The 18,126-nt window shown below is 70.7% G+C and carries 17 protein-coding genes and 2 pseudogenes; 4 read left to right on the top strand and 15 right to left on the bottom strand.

The window, feature by feature from the left end:
- From C2L59_RS42680 to C2L59_RS42655, 6 genes and pseudogenes are all read right to left on the bottom strand, one after another.
- A pseudogene (locus C2L59_RS42680) lies at nt 1–687 on the bottom strand (DUF742 domain-containing protein); the annotation flags it as partial.
- 6 nt (nt 688–693) lie between these two features.
- Entirely contained in the window at nt 694–1,110 is a 417-nt protein-coding gene (locus C2L59_RS42675) for a roadblock/LC7 domain-containing protein (RefSeq protein WP_003085368.1), read from the bottom strand.
- 402 nt (nt 1,111–1,512) lie between these two features.
- The gene (locus C2L59_RS42670) at nt 1,513–2,121 is read right to left on the bottom strand and encodes an ATP/GTP-binding protein (protein WP_043776338.1); all 609 of its coding nucleotides are present in this window, start codon (nt 2,119–2,121) and stop codon (nt 1,513–1,515) included.
- Entirely contained in the window at nt 2,102–2,884 is a 783-nt protein-coding gene (locus C2L59_RS42665) for a DUF742 domain-containing protein (RefSeq protein ID WP_103355285.1), read from the bottom strand. The genes C2L59_RS42670 and C2L59_RS42665 overlap by 20 nt, the downstream gene beginning before the upstream one ends.
- A 25-nt stretch (nt 2,885–2,909) precedes the next feature.
- Nucleotides 2,910–3,371 (bottom strand): roadblock/LC7 domain-containing protein, encoded by a 462-nt coding sequence (locus tag C2L59_RS42660; protein ID WP_103355284.1) that lies wholly within the window; start codon nt 3,369–3,371, stop codon nt 2,910–2,912.
- 20 nt (nt 3,372–3,391) lie between these two features.
- The gene (locus C2L59_RS42655; RefSeq protein WP_103355283.1) at nt 3,392–6,544 is read right to left on the bottom strand and encodes a nitrate- and nitrite sensing domain-containing protein; all 3,153 of its coding nucleotides are present in this window, start codon (nt 6,542–6,544) and stop codon (nt 3,392–3,394) included.
- A 713-nt stretch (nt 6,545–7,257) separates the two neighbouring features.
- Between C2L59_RS42655 and C2L59_RS42650 the strand changes: the two genes are divergently transcribed.
- From C2L59_RS42650 to C2L59_RS42635, 4 genes are read left to right on the top strand one after another with little or no spacing between them, the layout of a single operon-like run.
- Entirely contained in the window at nt 7,258–8,265 is a 1,008-nt protein-coding gene (locus tag C2L59_RS42650; RefSeq protein WP_199199659.1) for an ABC transporter substrate-binding protein, read from the top strand.
- A 14-nt stretch (nt 8,266–8,279) separates the two neighbouring features.
- Nucleotides 8,280–9,050: an ABC transporter permease gene (locus tag C2L59_RS42645; RefSeq protein ID WP_103355281.1), complete on the top strand. Its 771-nt coding sequence runs from the start codon at nt 8,280–8,282 to the stop codon at nt 9,048–9,050.
- Complete coding sequence (locus tag C2L59_RS42640) at nt 9,047–9,880, top strand: ABC transporter permease (protein ID WP_103355280.1); 834 nt, start codon at nt 9,047–9,049, stop codon at nt 9,878–9,880. The genes C2L59_RS42645 and C2L59_RS42640 overlap by 4 nt, the downstream gene beginning before the upstream one ends.
- Before the next feature lie 22 nt (nt 9,881–9,902).
- Nucleotides 9,903–10,763 carry an ABC transporter ATP-binding protein gene (locus C2L59_RS42635; protein WP_103355279.1) on the top strand — a complete coding sequence of 287 codons (861 nt, stop codon included), beginning with the start codon at nt 9,903–9,905 and terminating at the stop codon, nt 10,761–10,763.
- A gap of 52 nt (nt 10,764–10,815) precedes the next feature.
- On the opposite strand, the gene mdlC is transcribed toward C2L59_RS42635, so the two are convergent.
- The 9 genes and pseudogenes from mdlC to C2L59_RS42595 form a co-directional block, all read right to left on the bottom strand.
- On the bottom strand, nt 10,816–12,402 hold the full coding sequence (mdlC, locus tag C2L59_RS42630) for a benzoylformate decarboxylase (protein WP_103355278.1): 1,587 nt from the start codon (nt 12,400–12,402) through the stop codon (nt 10,816–10,818).
- A 9-nt stretch (nt 12,403–12,411) separates the two neighbouring features.
- A complete protein-coding gene (locus C2L59_RS42625) occupies nt 12,412–12,570 on the bottom strand; it encodes a DUF397 domain-containing protein (RefSeq protein WP_370444831.1) in 159 nt (52 codons plus the stop codon).
- A complete protein-coding gene (locus C2L59_RS42620; protein WP_103355276.1) occupies nt 12,570–13,415 on the bottom strand; it encodes a helix-turn-helix transcriptional regulator in 846 nt (281 codons plus the stop codon). The genes C2L59_RS42625 and C2L59_RS42620 overlap by 1 nt, the downstream gene beginning before the upstream one ends.
- An 81-nt stretch (nt 13,416–13,496) precedes the next feature.
- Nucleotides 13,497–15,146 carry a protease pro-enzyme activation domain-containing protein gene (locus C2L59_RS42615; RefSeq protein WP_103355275.1) on the bottom strand — a complete coding sequence of 550 codons (1,650 nt, stop codon included), beginning with the start codon at nt 15,144–15,146 and terminating at the stop codon, nt 13,497–13,499.
- A 167-nt stretch (nt 15,147–15,313) separates the two neighbouring features.
- Nucleotides 15,314–16,276, bottom strand: coding sequence for a tol-pal system YbgF family protein (locus tag C2L59_RS42610; RefSeq protein ID WP_103355274.1), 963 nt, complete (start codon nt 16,274–16,276; stop codon nt 15,314–15,316).
- A gap of 44 nt (nt 16,277–16,320) precedes the next feature.
- Nucleotides 16,321–16,533, bottom strand: a complete 213-nt coding sequence (locus C2L59_RS42605) for a hypothetical protein (RefSeq protein WP_103355273.1) — start codon at nt 16,531–16,533, stop codon at nt 16,321–16,323.
- Nucleotides 16,534–16,771: 238 nt separating this feature from the next.
- Nucleotides 16,772–16,918, bottom strand: coding sequence for a hypothetical protein (locus tag C2L59_RS47640; protein WP_158263147.1), 147 nt, complete (start codon nt 16,916–16,918; stop codon nt 16,772–16,774).
- 32 nt (nt 16,919–16,950) lie between these two features.
- A complete protein-coding gene (locus C2L59_RS42600; RefSeq protein WP_103355272.1) occupies nt 16,951–17,628 on the bottom strand; it encodes a copper homeostasis protein CutC in 678 nt (225 codons plus the stop codon).
- 12 nt (nt 17,629–17,640) lie between these two features.
- Nucleotides 17,641–18,126: pseudogene (locus C2L59_RS42595) on the bottom strand (histidine kinase); the annotation flags it as partial.

The raw sequence follows: 18,126 nt of genomic DNA, 5'->3' as shown, positions 1-18,126 counted from the left end.
GGGAGGCCGGGGCGCCGGCGGGCGCGGCGGAGCGGGCGGGCGGGCACCCCGCGGCGGGGTCCACGCCGGCTCCAGCGGCGGGGGTTCCGGCTGGTAGGTCTCTTCGTCCTGCCACTCCGGCTCGACGGGGTCGTAGCCGTCGTCGGCGAACTCGGGCGCGTGCGTGCCCGGGTAGCCCGCCGGCTCCGGCTGCCGGGGCGCGTAGCCCGGAGGGTCCGGACGCGAATAGTCATCGTCCGCATAGCCCGCCGGCTCCGGACGCCGAGGCGCATAGCCCGGAGGGTCCGGACGCGAATAGTCATCGTCCGCATAGCCCGCCGGCTCCGGACGCCGAGGCGCATAGCCCGGAGGGTCCGGACGCGCATAGTCATCGTCCGCATAGCCCGCCGGCTCCGGACGCCGAGGCGCATAGCCCGGAGGTTCCGGACGCGAGTAGTCGTCGTCCGCGTAGCCCGCGGGTTCCGGAGCGGCGTAGTCGTCGTCCGCGGACGAGCCCCACTCGCGGGTGTCCTCGTCGGTGTAGCCCTGCGCGTCCGGCTTCGGGCGCGCCGGCTTGCGCTTGGGCATGATCATCGACAGCGTCGACATGTCGAACTTGCTGGGCGAATCGAAACCCTCGCGCTCGGTGCCGCGGTGCAGTGCGTCCCAGCCGCTGGAGTCAGGATCGTCGAATCCCGAAATCCTCATCTCGTCCTACCCACGCACGCCGCCCTGGAGCTGCGCGCGCAACTCGGGGGTGATCTGCTGGCCGACCCGCTCGACGAGCAGGGTCATCTCGTAGGCGACGGTGCCGATGTCGCACGTCGGCGCGGCCAGCACCGCCAGCGACGAACCGTCCGAGACCGACATGAGGAACAGGTAGCCGCGCTCCATCTCCACCACGGTCTGGTTGACACCGCCCGCTTCGAAGCAGCGCGCGGCCCCCGCGGTCAGGCTGATCAGCCCGGACGCGACCGCTGACAGCTGCTCGGCGCGTTCCTGCGGCAGCCCTTCCGACGGCGCCAGGAGCAGCCCGTCCGCGGACACCAGAACGGCGTGCGCGGCGCCGGGCACCCGGCGCACGAAGTCCGTGATGAGCCAGCCGAATGTGCCCTGGCCGGAAGCCGTCACTACTGCTCCTCCTTGCTCGTGCGGCGCCGCGCGCCGCACCCCGGAGCGCCCGGCACGGCCGGTCGGCGACGCCACCGTAGAGCGTATTCGCACCACCGGCGGTGTCGAGCCCGCCACCGCCCGGCCGCTGCGCACCCTACGTGTGCAGGCGGCCTTGTCCGGCGCCGACCCGGCCCGCGACCCGCGTCCGCACGTCACTCCACGGCGTCGCCCCCGATCCGCGCCGGCACACTGTCGGTGCAGGTCAGCCCCGGTAGATGGGGCCCGGATGGGTGATGACGCCCCGAACGGCAGCAGGCGACCGCGACCGGATCTTCCTTCGGACGGGGGTAGCACTCCCCGAAGTGGGTGAAGCACGCGGAGTTCACTCCAACGGCCGCATCCGGATCGGGGCGTCATGGGCTAGCCCGCGCGCAACGCCGAATCGTGCGCGATCGCGTGCTGAACGACCGAGATCAACACCTGCTTCGCGGACTCGCGCTCGCGCGCGTCGCACGCCATGATCGGGACCGACGGCGCGATGGTGAGCGCGTGCCGGACGTCCTCGATCTGGTGGTGCAGCAGCCGGTCGAAGCAGTTGATGGCCACGACGTAGGGCAGCTTCCGGTTCTCGAAGAAGTCGATCGAGGGGAACGCGTCGGCGAGCCGCCGCGTGTCCACCAGCACGACCGCGCCGATGGCGCCGACCGCGAGGTCGTCCCACATGAACCAGAACCGGTGCTGGCCCGGGGTGCCGAACACGTACAGCACCAGGTCCGAGTCCAGCGAGATGCGCCCGAAGTCCATCGCCACCGTCGTGGTGGTCTTGTTGGGCGTGGCCGAGGTGTCGTCGTGCCCGACGCTCGCCTCGGTCATCATGGCCTCGGTGGTCAGCGGGTCGATCTCGGAGATCGCTCCGACCAGCGTTGTCTTCCCCGAACCGAACCCGCCGGCGACCACGATCTTGGCCGACGAGGTCGGACCCGTCACCTGCGGCGCGTTCGCGTCGGAGTCAAATTCTCCGAAGCCCACTGAGCACCCTTTCCATGAACTCGATACTCGGGCGGTCGCCCACGGTCGGGCTGCTGGAGTGCACCAGCACCAGCCCGAGGCCCGCCACGTCACCAATCAACACCCGCACCACGCCGAGCGGCAGGCGCAGCAGCGCCGCGACCTCGGCCACCGACCGGGTGTCGAGGCACAGGTCGCAGATCGACCGGTGCTCGGGCACCCGGACCCGGTCGAGCATCCGGCCCTGTTCGCTCGTCGAAATCAGCGCCTCGATCGCCAGATCGAGGGTCGCCTTCGTCCGGCCCCGGGTCCGGAAGTACGGCCGGACCAGGCCCGACGTCTCCATCTCGGTCGCCGGCGGCTCGTCGACGTACTCCTGGTGGGCCTGCCGCGGCAGCGCCGCGGCCAGCTCGCCGGAGTCCGGCCCCGACCCGAAGTCGCGCTCGGTCGTGTACGCCGCGAAGTCACGCGCGTCGTACAGCGGCCCGCTCGACCCGCCGAACAGCTCCGCACCCGGGCCGCCGAGCAGGCGGTCACGGTACTCCGTGCCGCCGGCCTGGATCGGCCGGAGCGGTTCCTGCCCGGCACCCGAGTCGGTCAGCCAGTTCGGTGGCTCCCGGACGGGGTCGCTGTCGGAAGCCTGCACCCGCCGCGCCCGCCACTCCCGGTCGACGCGGTCCCGGAACGACTGCCAGTCCTCCCGGCCGTCGTCCGGTTGCTCGGACCACCCGCCGGAGAAGTCGTCACCGAGCCGCCCATCACCCCTCAAGCGCCCGTCGTCCACGGCTCTCTCCTCGGTTCCCAGGTCCTCAGCGGCGGACGGTCGCGCCCTGCAGTTGCGCCCGCATCTCCGGAGTCAGCTGCTGGCCGACCCGCTCCACCAGCAGGGTCATCTCGTAGACGACCAGGCCGATGTCACTCTCCGGCGACCCCAGGACCGCCAGGCACGAACCGTCGGAAACCGACATGAGGAAGAGGAAACCGTTGGCCATCTCGACCACGGTCTGCGCCACCGTGCCGCCTTCGAACACCTTGGCCGCACCGCGCGCGAGGCTGGTCAGCCCCGACGCCACCGCCGCCAGCTGGTCGGCCCGGTCCTTCGGCAGGCCACGCGAAGCCGCCAGGAGCAGGCCGTCGGCCGACACCACGACCGCGTGGGCCGCGCCGGGCACCCGGTGCACGAAATCCGTGATCAGCCAAGCGAAGCTGCCGGCATTGTTCGCCTTGGCATGCGCTTGGCCGTTCGGCTGCGCGGAGCCACCCGGCTGCATTGCACCCGCCCGTGTCACTTTCACTCCTCACTGCTGTCTGTGGTGTTGCCACGCCCCGGAACCCTGCTGGTTTCCAGCTGTTCTTCGCCCGGGAGTTCCTTCAACGCGTGCCGTCCCGAGGTGTAGCCCCGCTGGAAGCTTGCCATCCGGCTCCGCGCCGCGGACGCCGAGCGGGTGATCGCACCCGTTCCGGGCATCCCCGCGGTGTTGTCCGCGAAGCTGTTCTGCGGCGGAGCGTCGACCGAAGGACTGTTGATCGAGCCCGGCACCAGGTACTGGTTCGGGACGCGCTTGGGCAGCCCGGCCGGGGTGATCTCCTCGTTCTTGGACTCCAGCAGCGACTGCGCCGCCTGCCAGCCGTCGTCGGAGGCGCTGTGCCAGCCGTCGTCGGGCGGGAGGAGCGGGTGCCGGGTCGCCGCGGTCGGCTGCAGCTCGTCGGCGGGGGCCGGCGGCGGCGGCGCGACGGGCTTGGCGATGACCGTGGCGGGAGGCTCGTCGGAGCCGGTGAGCGGCGGCAGGTTCGGGTCGTCGCCCTCGCGCTGCGGTGCCACCGGGTCGGCAGCCGAGTCGTCGCCCTCACTGAACCAGCGTGACAGCACCGACTGGTAGATCGGCAACCGCCGGGTGGGTACGTCGTCTTCGAGCGCCGACGAACCGACCCCGGTGACGGGCGGCGGGGGCGGCGGCGGCTCCTCCGGCGGCACGAACTTCGGCTCGCGCTTGGGCAGCACCAGCGGCGCGAACTGCGTGTCACCGGCCCGCGAGCTGGCGCCGTCGCCGTTCGCCGACGGCGTCAGCGGCGCGAGGTCCTCGGCCGTCGGCCAGGCCGGCGTCTCGGGCTTCGGCAGCTCGGGCGACAGGAACGGGCCCGCCGCACGGCCGCCGCTGACCAGGTCGTCGAGGCTGATCGGCTGGTCGAGCGGGACCAGGCCGCCCTGGCTCGGCACCGGGTCGTGCGCCGGCGGCGGTGGGGGCGGTGGCGGCGCGGACGGCGGCACCGGGGTGTGCGTCTGCGTCTGGTCGAAGTCGGAGCGGGCCGCCGGGATCGGGATGCTCGGCATCGACATCGACGTCTCGGACCGGTTCGCCGGCGGCGGCGTCTGCCGCTGCATGCCCGGGCGGAGCTGGGTGAGCAGCTCGGCCGGGACGACGACCCGGGCGATCACGCCGCCTTCGATGTCCTCGTTCTCGCGCAGCCGGACCTCGATGCCGTGGCGCTTGGCCAGCCGCGAAACCACGTACAGACCCATTCGCCGGGTCACCGACACGTCCAGGTCCGGCGGGTCGGCCAGGCGCGAGTTGACCTCGGCCAGCCGCTCCTCGCTCATCCCGACGCCGTGGTCGGTGACCTGGATGGCCAGCGCCTTGCGGCGGGTGACCACGGCCCGGACGATGACCTTCGTCTCCGGCTCGGAGAAGTAGGTCGCGTTGTCGAGCAGCTCGGCGAGGACGTGCACGAGGTCGTGGATCGCCAGGCCCTGGACCGCGACGTCGGGCACGATGCCGACCTCGATCCGGGCGTACTGCTCGATCTCCGACACCGCGGCGCCGATGACGTCGGCGGCGGGCACCGGCTTGGGCACCGACTTGGCCAGGCCGGCGCCGGAGAGCACCAGCAGGGACTCACCGTTGCGCCGCAGCCGCGTCGCGAGGTGGTCGAGCTCGAACAGGCTGGCCAAGTGGTCCGGGTCCTGCTCGTCGGCCTCGAGCCGGTCGATGACGCCGAGCTGGCGTTCCACCAGCCGCTGCGACCGCCGCGACAGGTTCACGAAGATGCCGTTGACGTTCTCGCGCAGGAGGGCCTGCTCGGCGGCCATCTTGACGGCCTGTTCGTGGACGATGTCGAACGACCGCGCGACCTCGCCGATCTCGTCGCGGGAGGTGACGGGCACCGGCTGGACGGCCTTCTTCGAAGCGCCGACCGGGTCCGGGTCGTCGAGGATCGCCTGCACGGTTTCCGGCAGCCGGGTGTAGGCGACATCCAGCGCGCTCTTCCGCAGCACCCGCAGCGGGCGCAGCATCAGGCGGGCGACGACGAGCATCAGCGCGATGGCCGCGGCCAGCGCGGCGAGCACGCCGGCACCGCCGAGCCAGGCCGAGTTGACCGCCGCCGTGGCGAGGTCGTCGGCACGGGTCTTCAGCTGGGCCAGCAGGTTCGACTCGACCGCGTGCAGCTTGTCGGCCGACACGGTGCTGTCCTTGCCGAGCGCGGTGGTGTCGATGCTCGGCGGGTCGTTCTGCTGGGCCAGCGCGAACGCCGAGGTCTGGATCCGGCGGCGGTCGTCGACCTCCGGGCCGGAGTAGGTGTCGTTGTAGAGCTGGCGCTGGTCGTCGTCGGCGTTGGCGAGGAACGCCGCGACGGAGGCGTCCGCGCTGGACGCCGACGCGTGCGTCTGGTCCAGGAGGTCGCCGGGGAAGTTTCCGCGGAACGCGGCGATCTGCAGCTGGGCGTCGGCGCGGGTGGTGAACTCCTTCGCCTCGCTGATCGCCTGCGTGCTCGTACCGAGGCGGAGCACGTCCCGGTCGGTGACCGCGGTGGTCACCTCGCGGCCGAGCTCGATGAGCGAGTCGAGGATGCCCGAGTAGGCGGTCAGCACCGTGATGTCGGGCAGGCCGTTCTGGGCGTTGAACGCCGCCCGCAGCGGACGCAGCGCGTCGAGGCGCTGGAGGCCGCGCGTGTAGCGGTCCTTGGTCGCCTGGTCGTCGTACTTGAGGCTGCCCGCCGCGTTGCGCAGGTCCGAGACCTCGCGGTCGACCTTGGCGATCTGCGCGTCGAGGCCGGTCTGCAGCAGCTGGTTGCTCGACGAGATCCGGGCGACCGCGAGGGAGCGCTCGTTCTGCAGCTCGTGCACCACTGTGGTGACCTTGACGGCGAACGCGACCTGGTCGGCGGTCCGCTGGAACTCGGCCGCCTCCCGGGCGTCGTCGACCACGCGCAGCGCCCCCAGCGCCAGCGCGGTGAGCGTCGGGATGATCAGGACGGCGGCCAGCTTGGAGCGCAGCCGCCAGTCGCGCATGCCGGAGAAGAACCCGGCCTTCCGGCCCGGACTCTCACCGGGTGACTGCGCAGGGGCCCCTCCCACCCCCGCGGCGTCTTCGTTCGGCACCGCCGCACCACCATCATCGTTCGTGCTCGTGAAGCTTTGGTTGGTCCAGCGCCCGCCAGGGCGCATCGCGTTCTCCTCAGTCACTCGTCTGCACGCTCCCGGCGCTCCGGCGCTCCGGCCGATCGGAAGGAGCCCAGCGCGAGACGGTACCCGTACGGGTGAAAAGATCGTCTTCGACGGCGGTTCCCGAACCCCGTCCAGCCGGACGGAATCGGTTCAGCTCGAGCATCACGGTCGGGTCCCTGCGCTGGTCTTGCATCGTCTGTTGGTCCGGCCTAGCCCACCGGCGCGGCGGCTGTGGCCGGCCGGGCAGTGGCCAGTACGGGGAAATTTCTCTCAGGGAAAGCACAGCCTGTGCTGGTAAACCGAAGGTCGGTTGGCTCGGCCATCCAGGCACTCTCTCTCACTACATCGGAGGTTGTTACCTCCCCGCAGGTGCAGAGGGTAGCGAACGCCCGGGGAAGATGTAACCCTCCCGACTCGACCCGCTCGATGTTGCACAGCGTTCGCTCAGTCGACACACAGCTGGTCATCGCGGATTCAGGACCTGCCCCCTACGCTGGGTGAACCGCTACGACGAGTGGAGCAGTGGGTCTAGACCAGAGGCCGAAAGAGTGACGTGCGCCACTCTGTCAGGTAGTGATTCCACCCATTGTGAGCAAGCTGTCACGTTCTCTACAGTGGCCCGCGTGACTCCCGAGAATGAGTCACGCACTTCCACTGAAATCGGTTCCCCAACCGTCACTTTCTTCAAGGAGCAGGCCTTGCTTGGAAACGCCATGAGCAGTGGCCGGGTTCGCACTCGCCGCGCCGCGCTCGGGCTCGCCCTCACCGTCGCAGCCGCCACGGCCCTCACCGGCTGCAGTGCGCTCGGCTCGGACGACTCGAACGCCTCGTCGACCGGGGGCGGCCTGGAGAAGTCGAAGATCAAGGTCTCCATCATGCCGACCACGGACCTGGCCCCGTTCTGGCTGGCCCAGGACGGCGGCTACTTCAAGGCCGAGGGTCTCGAGGTCGAGCAGATCGTCGCCAAGAGTGGCCAGGAGTCGATGACGAAGGCGCTCAACGGCGAGGCCGACATCGCCCTCTCCACCTACACGCCGTTCTTCGTCGCGAAGAGCAAGGGCGCCGCGGACATCCAGCTCGTCGCCGACGGCACGTCGGTCAACGCCAAGAGCAACGCGATCGTCACGGTGCCGACCTCGAACGTGAAGACGGTCAACGACCTGGCCGGCAAGCGGATCGCGATCACGGCCATGAACACCGCGTCCGACATCCTGACCAAGTCGGTCATGAAGGACCACGGCGTCGACTTCACCACCGTCAAGTGGACCCTCATCCCGCTGCCGAACATGGCGGCGGCGCTGAAGGACAACCAGGTGGACGCGGCCTACATGCCGGAGCCGATGCTCTCGCAGGCGGCCAAGACCGTCGGCGCGACGCCGGTCGTCGACATCAACACCGGCGCCAGCCAGGACTTCCCGCTGACCGGCTACGGCTCGACGACGAAGTGGGTCCAGGCGAACCCGAAGACCCTCGCCGCCTTCCAGCGGGCGATGAAGAAGGCCACCAGCGACGCGCTCAACGACCGCTCGAAGGTCGAGCCGCTGCTGGTCAAGTACGCGAAGATCGACGAAGACACGGCCAAGCTGCTCACCCTGCCCGGCTACGGCTCCACCCTGGACGCCCGGCGCCTGCAGCGGGTGCCCGACCTGCTGCTGCAGATGGGCGTCATCACCAGCAAGGTCGACGCCGCGCCGATGATCGCGCCGCAGGCCACCAGCTGACGTGACGACCTGACGTGAAGAAACTGCTTCGCGGCCTGGCCGGCCTGGTCGGCTTCCTCCTGTTCTGGGAGGTCGTCGTCCAGGTCGGCCTGGTCAGTAGGACGTTCACCCCGCCGCCGAGCGTGGTCCTGGTCACCGTCTGGGACCTGCTGGGCGACCCCGAATTCATCCGCGACATCGTCGCCACGATGCTCGCCTGGCTGATCGCCATCGTCATCGCGATCCTGATCGGCGTACCCGCCGGCCTGCTGCTCGGCAGCGTCCCGGCGTTGCGCACGGCCACCGCCGCGATCGTCGAGTTCCTCCGGCCGATCCCGGTCACCGCGCTGGTTCCCCTGGTGCTGCTGGTGATCGGCTCCGGCCCGGACGCGAAGATCGCCCTCGCCGTCTACGCCTCGCTGTGGCCGATCATGTTCAACACGATCTACGGCATGGGCGAGATCGACCCGGTGCTGATGGAGACCGCTCGCGCGTGCGGGACCAGCCGGTTCCGCATCCTGACGTCGGTCGCGCTGCCGCAGACCGCGCCGTTCGTCTTCACCGGCGTCCGGCTGTCGGCGACCATCTCCCTGATCGCCGTGGTCAGCGTCGAGTTCCTGGCCGGTTCCCAGCTCGGCCTCGGCAGCTTCATCATCGTCGCCAGCACCGGTTCGATCCGGTTCGACCTGGTCCTCGCCGGTACGGTGGTCGCGGGCGTGCTGGGCTACCTGATCAACGAGGGGCTCGAACAGCTCGGCCGGCGGTTGTTCCGCTGGAGCACGGTGGACCGGGAGGCGATCGCGTGACGACGGCGACTCTTTCCGGGCGGGTCGGCAGGCGGGCCGCGCGCGGCGCCGCCACGGTCGTCCGCAACTGGCTGCTGTTCGCGATCCTGGTGGTCGGGTGGGAGTTCGCCGCCCGGGCGGCCGGCAGCAAGTTCTTCCCGCCGCCGACCGAGATCGCGGCCACCGCCGCCAAGCTGTGGTTCACCGGGCCGGCCTCGCACCTGTTCCTCACCGACGCGGTGTTCGACAACGTGTTTCCCAGTCTCGGCCGGACGCTCGGCGGGTGGGGGCTGGCCGCGCTCGCCGGCATCCTGCTCGGCGTGCTGCTCGGCCGGTCCGACACGGCGATGGACTACGTCGGCCCGCTGTTCGCGTTCTTCCGCTCGATCCCGCCGCCCACGCTGATCCCGGTGTTCGCGGTGCTGTTCGGGCTGAGCTCGGGCATGCAGATCGGGTCGATCATCTTCGGCGCGATCTGGCCGGTGCTGCTCAACACCGTCGACGGCGTCCGCTCGGTCGACCGGGTGAAGGTGGAGACGGCCCGCTCGTTCCGCACCCCCAAGCGGTACTGGGTCGGCATGGTGGTGCTGCCGGCGGCGGCGCCGAAGATCTTCGCCGGGATGCGGGTCAGCCTGTCGATTTCATTGCTGCTCATGGTCGTGTCCGAACTGGTCGGGGCCTACGACGGCATCGGCCGGTCCCTGCTGAACGCCCAGCAGGACTTCGAATTCCCGACCATGTGGTCGTGGCTGGTGCTGCTGGGCATCCTCGGCTACGTCTTCAACACGCTCTTCCTGGCCGCGGAACGACGGGTGCTGGCCTGGCAACCGACCCGCCTCGGCCGTGACTGACGCTCGGAAAGGCCTCTCCCCCATGACAACCATGCTCGAAGTGTCCGGCCTCAGTCACCGCTACGGCACCGGCGCGAAGGCGCACACCGCGGTGAACGACCTGTCGTTCACCGTCGAGGCCGGGCAGCTGGCCAGCATCGTCGGCCCGTCCGGCTGCGGGAAGTCGACGCTGCTGCGCTGCATCGCCGGCCTGACCCCCTCGACCGAGGGCACGGTGAGCCTGCACGGCGACCGCGTCTCGGGCGTGCCGGACGACCTCGCCGTCGTGTTCCAGGACTACAGCCGGTCGCTGTTCCCGTGGCTTTCGGTGCAGAAGAACGTCGAGTTCCCGTTGCGGTGGCGGCAGATTTCGCGCGCCGAGCGGCGGGCGCGGGCGGCGGAAGCGCTCGAGCAGGTCGGGCTGTCCGGCGTCGGCGGCAAGTACCCGTGGCAGCTGTCCGGCGGCATGCAGCAGCGGGTGTCGATCGCCCGCGCGCTGGCCAGCCGCCCGGCGCTGCTGCTGATGGATGAGCCGTTCGCCTCGGTCGACGCCCAGACGCGCTTCGAGCTCGAGGACCTGACCCGGCGCGTGCAGCGCGAGCAGGGCAGCACGATCCTGGTGGTCACCCACGACATCGACGAGAGCGTCTATCTTTCCGACCGGGTGCTGGTGCTGTCGAAGTCGCCGGCGTCGATCGTGGCGGACCTGCCGGTGGCGCTGCCCGCTTCGCGGGACCAGATCACGACGCGCGAATCGGCGGAGTTCGTGACGCTGCGCGGCGAAGTGGCGCGGCTGCTGCACGGCGGCAGCCCGGAGGAGGCCGCCACGGCCGCTTCCGACGCCGCCGAGTGGGACCTGGCCGAGCGGGCTTCCGACGTCACGGAGAGCCGGGCCGTGAACTGACCCGAGTCCGCTGAGGACGCCCGGCGGCCGGACCGGCCGCCGGGCGTTTTTGTCAGTACAGGGACCGGTTCGACGCGACGACCCGGACGTGCACCAGCGTCGGCCGGGGGTCGGCCAGCGCCGCGGTGAGGCCGGGGACCAGGTCCGCCGGCTCGGTGATCGTCACGCCGTGGCAGCCCATGCTTCCGGCCAGCGCCGCGAAGCCGATGCCGCCCAGTTCGGTGCCCGGCAGCTTCTCGCCGCCGATCGCGTCGCCGAGGATGCGGACCGCCGCGTACTCGGAGTTGTCCAGGATGACGAAGGTGACCGGCAGTTCCTGGCGCGCGGCCGTCCACAGGGCCTGGATGCCGTACATGCTCGAGCCGTCGCCGATGACGCCGACGACCGTGCGATCCGGCCGGGCGAGCGCGGCGCCGACCACGCCGGGGATGCCGTAGCCGAGCGTGCCGCTGGCCATCGTCAGGAAGCCGGTGTCGGTGGCCGTGATCGGCAGGTGGTCGTGCAGGACCCCGCGGTGGCTGGGCGCCTCTTCGACGACCAAAGCGTTGTCCGGCAACAGGTCCGCGAGCGTCGAATAGACGAGCTCGCCGGTCAGCTGTTCGCCGCCGGGTTTCGCGGGCCGCTTCCGCGGCGCCGGCGCGGGCCGGGAGCTGCGCTCGACGACGTTGAGCAGCGCACGGACGCCCAGCTTCGGCGTGGCGCGGATGCCGGTGCCTTCGAAGGCGCGCGCGAGGACCTGCTCGTCGTCGCTGACGATGAACAGCGGCGGCAGCGGGGTTTCCCCGCGCCCGCGGTCGACGTGGTAGGTGAAGGCGGGCGCCCCGAGCACGAGGACGAGGTCGTGCCGGGCGAGCGCGTCGGCGACGGCACCGCGTTCGGGGTCGAGGAACCCTTGGAACAGCGGGTGGTCCTCGGGGAACGAGCACCGGTAGGACATCGGCGCGACCCACACGGCGGCGTTGAGCCGTTCGGCGAGCGCGACGGTTTCCACCACGGCCCCGTCCTGGTCGACGGCACCCCCGACGACGATCGCCGGCCGCTCGGCGGCTTCCAGGGCGGCGTGGAGCTCGTCGACGGCCTCGGGATCGGGCGCGAACCCGCGGATCCGGGGCCGCGAGACGATGGGCCGTTCGGTGGTGGCGGACCAGTCATCGGCCGGCACGGAGACGAAAACCGGCCCGGGTGGCCCCTGCGTGGCCACGTGGTAGGCCCGCGCGAGCGCGGCCGGCACGTCCTCGGCGGAGGCGGGCTCGACGGACCACTTCACGTAGGGCTTGGGGAATTCGGGCGCCTCCATGGCCCCGAGGAAGGGCTCGTGCGGGATGAGCGACCGGATCTGCTGCCCGGCGACGACGATCATCGGCGTCCGGTTGCGGTAGGCGGTGAAGAGGCTGCCCAGCCCGTGCCCGACCCCGCCGGCGGAGTGCAGGTTGACCAGAACGGCCTTGCGGGTGGCCTGGGCGTAGGCATCGGCCATCGCGACGACGGCGGATTCCTGCAGGCCGAGGACGTAGTCGAAGTCGTCGGGCCAGTCGGTGAGGAACGGCACCTCGGTGGTGCCGGGGTTGCCGAACACCGTGGTGAGGCCGAGTTCGCGGAGGAGTTCGCGGGTGGCGTCCAGCACCGTGCGCTTGATCATGCGGACAGGTTAACGCTTAGCCTTGCGAAGGAAAGCCCCCCAAGCGGCCGAACTGACGGTGAGGGTGCCCCCGGAACGGTCCTTGGTGTCGCGGATCCGCGACACCGGGCCGAGCGAGACCTCCACGCAGTTCTCTTCGGTCCCGCTGTAACTGGACTTACGCCACATCATGCCTCCAAGTCGGCGATCACCTGCCCGATGAGCGCGCCGGAATCCTGCTCGCTCAGGGCCAGTGCCACCATCGCCCGCTGGGCCGCCCGGTAGTCGGCCACCTGCTGCTCATCGTAGAGGTAAGCACTGCCGCGGTACTGCTCCAGGAAGACGATCGGAGGCAGGTCGGCGAAGTCGAAGATCACGAAGGAACCGTTGAGGCCGGGGTGGAACTCCTCGGTGTCCGGCAGCACCCGCAGGCTGATGTTCCGCCGACCGGCCAGTTCGGCGAGGTGCCTGAGCTGCGGGGCCATGATCTCCGCGCCGCCGCGCCGCTGCCGCAGCGCGGTTTCGGCGAGGAGTGCGGTGTAAGGCGAGGGATTCCGCCCGGTCAGCACCTCCTGGCGCATCAGGCGCACCTTGATCCGCAGCTCTTCCTCCGCCCGCGGCCGCCCGGCGGCCGCGAGGATCGTCCGCACGTAGTCGGGGGTCTGCAGCAGCCCGGGAATCAGCAGGGGTTCCCAGGCGAAGATCGCCGAGGCCGTGCGCTCGTACTCGATGAAGGCCGAGAGCTTGGGCGAGATCCCGGGAATGCTGTGCTCGAGCCAGTTGGGCTCGCGGGCGTTCCTCGCCAGTTCCAGCAACCGCTTCCGCTCCACCGGCTCCACCCGCAAGGCCCCGAGCAGGAGCGCCACCTGCTCGATCTTGGGCACGCGGGTTCCGCTTTCCCAGTGCGAGAGATCTTGCGCCACCACCCCGGCCAGCCGCGCCAGTTCGCGCACGCCGAGGTTCCGCGCCGTCCTCGCCGCGCGGAGGCCGAAGCCCAGTGCGCGGGACCGCGGTGTCGCTACCAGTGTTGCCATGTGCACATTGTGTCATCGGCCACCGGCAGAACCGGGCAACCGGGGCCGTCGCGAACTCGCGACGGCCCCGCTCCGCAGCACTCAGCCGAGCAGGCCGGAAAGGCCGCTGCCCTTGAACGAACCCCAGCCCGTGACCTGGTCATACCCCGTCCCGGCGCTGAACCCCGTCGTGCCGTGCAGGGTGTTGTGGCCCGTCGTCACGTCGTGGAAGCCCGTTCCGTACGACGAGCCGTTCCCGATCGCGTAGAATTTCGCATTCAGGTTCCCCAGCCCACCGCCGTGGACCTGGTTCTGCAGCGCCGTGAAGGCCGCCCACAGCGGGGTTGCGCCCGATGTGCCGCCGACCGTCTCCCACGTTCCCGCGCTGTAGATGTAGTACCCCGACGTCGGGGACGCGTCCGCCGAGACGTCCGGCACCTTGCGGTACGTCGTGCTCTGGGCGGACTGCCACGACGGGGCCGTGAACACCGTCGAGATGCCGCCGCCCGTCGAACCGCCGCTGTTGCCGTCGTTCCACGTCGACTCGCTGCTGTAGCCGTTGGACGACGTCACGTTCAGCTTCGTGCCGCCCACGCCCGTCACGTTCGGGCTCGACGCCGGGAAGTCCACGCCGCGGGCCGCCGAACCGGTCTGGCGGTAGCAATCCGTCGTGCCGTCGTCGCCCGCGGCCGCGAAGTACGAGATGCCCTCCGCCGTGCCCGTGGCGATCGCGCTGCTGACGCTCTTCGCCGCGCTCGACCCTTCGGCCGCTTCGCAGGCGCCCCAGGAGATCGAGACGACGTCGACCTTCGCGTCCGACGCGATCTTCTGGTACATCGCCAGCTCGCCCGCGCTCGAGTTCGGTGCCTCGTAGACGTAGTCGTTGGCCGCGGCCGCCAGTGCGTGGACGACCTCGATGTCGAGCTCGACCTCGATCTGGCCGTCGCCCGGGGCGGAGTCGTAGTTCGCGCCGCTGACGCCGACCGTCGTCACCGAGCCCGCCGAAAGGCCGTACGTGCTGTCGTACTTGGTGATGTTGGCCTTCTGGTAGCCGTCGAATTCGACGAACCCGACGTTCACGCCACGGCCGGTCGCCGACAGGCCACTGGTGCCGTACGCGGTCTTGAGCACCGGCGGCGTCACGGACTTGACGACGTTCGGCTGGGCGAGCGGCTTCGACGCGTGCGTGCGGACCGCGTGGTCGTCGAGGCCGACGACGTTGCCCACGACGTCCGACACGCTCGCGGGCACGGCCGGCGGGGCGTCGTTGGCGAAGAAGTCCCGTCCGGAGACGTTGTCGTGGTAGGTCCCGATCCGGGTGCGGAACGCCGATTCGAGCCGCGCGGCCGAACCGGTGAAGGTGACCGCCTGCCGGTTTCCGGAAACCTCGATCGCGGCGGCGCCCGCTTTCCCGAGGAATGAGACGACCTTGCCGACATCGGCCTGGGTCGGGCCGAACTCGGCATTGAACTGCGCCGGGCTCATGAAGTGGTGATATTGCGGCGAAGCGGGGTTCTGCACGTCCGCGAGGAACCTTTCCAGCGCCTGCTGGTTGTGCAGTTTCAGGGAGAGCGCCGCGGTGATCGGCCGGTCGGCCGGGACGTCGCCGGTGCGGGCGCTGTTGATCAGCGGCGCGACGTTGTCGGCCAGCGTGACCAGCGGTTCCGGTGCGGCGGCGGCGGGGATGGCCACGGCGAGGCCGAGCAACGCCGGCAACGGCACAGCGGCCGCGACGAGCTTGCGCAAGCGCATGGGGGATTTCCTCTCGGCGGTGGGGACCGGGCCTGCGCGGAATGCTCGCCGCAGGTTGCCGAGAAGCATAAGAAGACGTGATCAGCCCGAGGAACCTACTTTTGGCCGGTCTTTCGGCGGTTCCCATTTTCATTTTGCGGGCTGTTTACTTTTTCCTGATCATTCGATTATCGTCCGGATTGCCCGAGATCGTCGATGCGGTCCACGAGCTCCTGCGCCTCGGCGTTGCCGGAAAACCGGCCGGCGGCCGCCGAAAGGGATTGCAGCCGCTGGCGCACCCGCGGCGACCGCAGCGCGCCGGCCAGCTCGACCGCCTCCTCGCCGACGGTGGTGGCGACGTCGAGGTCGCCGTCCAGCGCGTGCACGGTGGCGAGCCAGATGAGCGTCAGCGAGCGGCTACGGGTCATGCCGCGCTGGTACCCGTCGATCGCCTCGGCGAGAGCCGGGATGCCGTCGCGGCCGTGCCGGATGTCGACCACCTGCGCCAGTTCGCCGTGCACCGTCCCGACCATCGCGGCCATGTCGGCCGGCCCGAAGAACGCGGCCCACGGCGACGGCTCGCGCTCCGAGGCCTCCGCGAACTCCTCGCGGGCGCGGCGCAGGTAGGTCAGCGCCCCGGTGACGTCGGCCTTCTTGGCGTACGCCCACGCCTGGTTGGCCGACAGGATCGCCTGGGCCAGCTTGGAGTGCGCCAGCAGGGCCGCTTCCCGGCCGCGCGCGAACTCCACCAGCGCCGCGTCGACGGCGCCGTAGTGCAGGTGCAGGCGTCCGACGCGGTACCGGATGTTGGCTTGCAGGTCGTCGTTGCCGGCTTCGACGGCCAGCTCCAGCGCCCGCGCGAACGCCATCAGCGCGGCGCCCGGGCGGTCCTGGTCGAAGTTCGTCCAGCCGGCCAGGTTGTACAGGTCGGCGACGGCGGTGCAGAGCCGCCCCAGGACCACGGCCTTGGCCACGCCGTCCAGCAACGCCACGGCGGTGGGGATCCGCGACTCGACGGCCACCCGGCACGACCCACCGCCGTAGCGGTAGTCCAGCGCCCTGAGTTCGGCGACGACCTCCTCGAGCCGCCGCACATCGGCGAGGCCCACGCGCGTGCCACGCCCTGCGTCCCGTCCTCCACTGCCGGTCATGGCAGCCCTCCGTCCGTAGAGAGCTGCCGATCGGGCAGCCCCGCTCATTCCCCGCCGGGCCAGGCCGGAGCCCGCTCCTTCGAGGGACTGGCACCGGGCAGCACCCCGGTGGCGGTCAGCACCACGCCCGTGGCGGTTTCCGCGATCTTGACGACGGCCAGCAGCCCGGTCAGGGCGAGTGAGCCGCCGAGCCCCAGTTTCGCGAATTCGTCTTCGCAAGTTTCGGTTCCGCGTTGCCGCGGTATCGCACCGGTCACGATTCCGCCTTCCGGCTTGTCGCGGACACGCTCGGACGATACCCGCGAGGAATCAGCCGCTCCCAGGCGAGAGAAATCCGCCGGATGGCCGAACTCCTGACATCCTGCTGTCCCCGCAACGAGTTCTCGAACTGAATACGCGCGCACACGGCGACGCCTCCTGCACTGCAGATCGATTACTGAAGATCGCCCGGACCACGAAATGCGGGACCACCGTAGCCAGCCGATCGCCCCGAAATCAGCCACCAACCAGGTCAAACTTGAAGTGGCCGTGCAGCAGCACGCGCAGTTCCGGCCGGCACCTTGCACAGGACGGATGCAATTTCACGAAACCCTGACCAAGACCATCGGCGGAACGCGGGAACATCGGCGGAAATCGTTTCACGCCGCCGATTCTGCGTCAGGTTGGCGAATTTTTCAGGATTTGACGAGCTCGACCCAGGTGCGCACGGTGGCGGCGTCGACCGGCGCCTGCCAGCCCCCCGGCCGCACCGCGCTCCCGACGTGGAACCCGCGTACGCCGCCCGCGCGCAAGAGGTGGACCTGCTGCGCCCGCAGGCCGCCGCCCACGAGCAGTTCCGGGCCGCTCTCGCGCTGTGCGAGCCGCTGCAGCACGGAAAGGCCGCTCCCCACGCCGTTCGGGTGACCGGCGGCGAGCACGGTGTCGCAGCCGAGGGACGCCAGCTGGTCGTACGCGCGCAGCGGGTCGCGGGTGCGGTCGATGGCGCGGTGGAACGTCCAGGGCAGGTCGCCGACCTCCTTGATCAGCGCCTCGCAGGAGTCGAGGTCGATCTCGCTGTCGACGGTGAGGAAGCCGAAGACGAACTCGCGCGCACCCGCGTCGATCAGGCGCGCGGTGTCCGCGCGCAGCCCTTCGAGGTCGCCGACGGCGAAGGAACCGTTGTCCCGCAGCATGACCCGGACCGGGAGGTCGGTCGCCGAGAGCACGTCACGCAGGGTCTCGAGGGACGGCGTCAGGCCGTCCTGCGCCATGTCCGCAACCAGTTCGAGGCGGTCGGCCCCGCCCGCCTGCGCGCCTTCGGCGTCCGCCGCGTCCAGCGCGATCACTTCCAGCAGGGGCGTCTTCGAGCTCATGCCTCATCCGTTTCACTGGTTCCGGGTGTCGTCTCCCCTCGCGTGCCGCCCTCGCCGGAAGCCGCCTTGAAGGCTCGTCATCCGCTCGCGTACCGCTTCCGGGGAAAGAGAGAGTATCGGCCGCTGCTCCGGCACCGCTCCCGGGCTCGCCGCGGAATCCAGGGGCTGCAGGAACGGCCACGTGTCCTCCGCGCCGTCCTCCTGCTCCAGCTCGGCCGGGGTGGGCCAGTCGTACGCCGGCTGGATCGCGGCGGGCGGCGAGACGGGTGTCAGCCGCGGTTCGGTGTCCTCGTCGTCCGGGTTCCGCCCGCCCCGCTCCGGCGAAGGGGGCGCGAAGGCGGCACTTTCACGTGAAAGTGCCGCCTCGGCGGGGCTTTCCCGTGGCAGCAGCGGGGCCGGTTCGGGCCGGCGGACCGGCGGAGCCGGGGCGGGCTGGGGCTCGCGGATCGACGGCGGCGTGGCGGCCTGCGGCTCGCGGACCGGTGGGGCCGGGGCGGG

It is taken from the genome of Amycolatopsis sp. CA-128772, from assembly GCF_002904295.1.
Classification (GTDB): Bacteria; Actinomycetota; Actinomycetes; order Mycobacteriales; family Pseudonocardiaceae; genus Amycolatopsis.
This window is presented reverse-complemented; position numbering and strand designations above follow the sequence as displayed.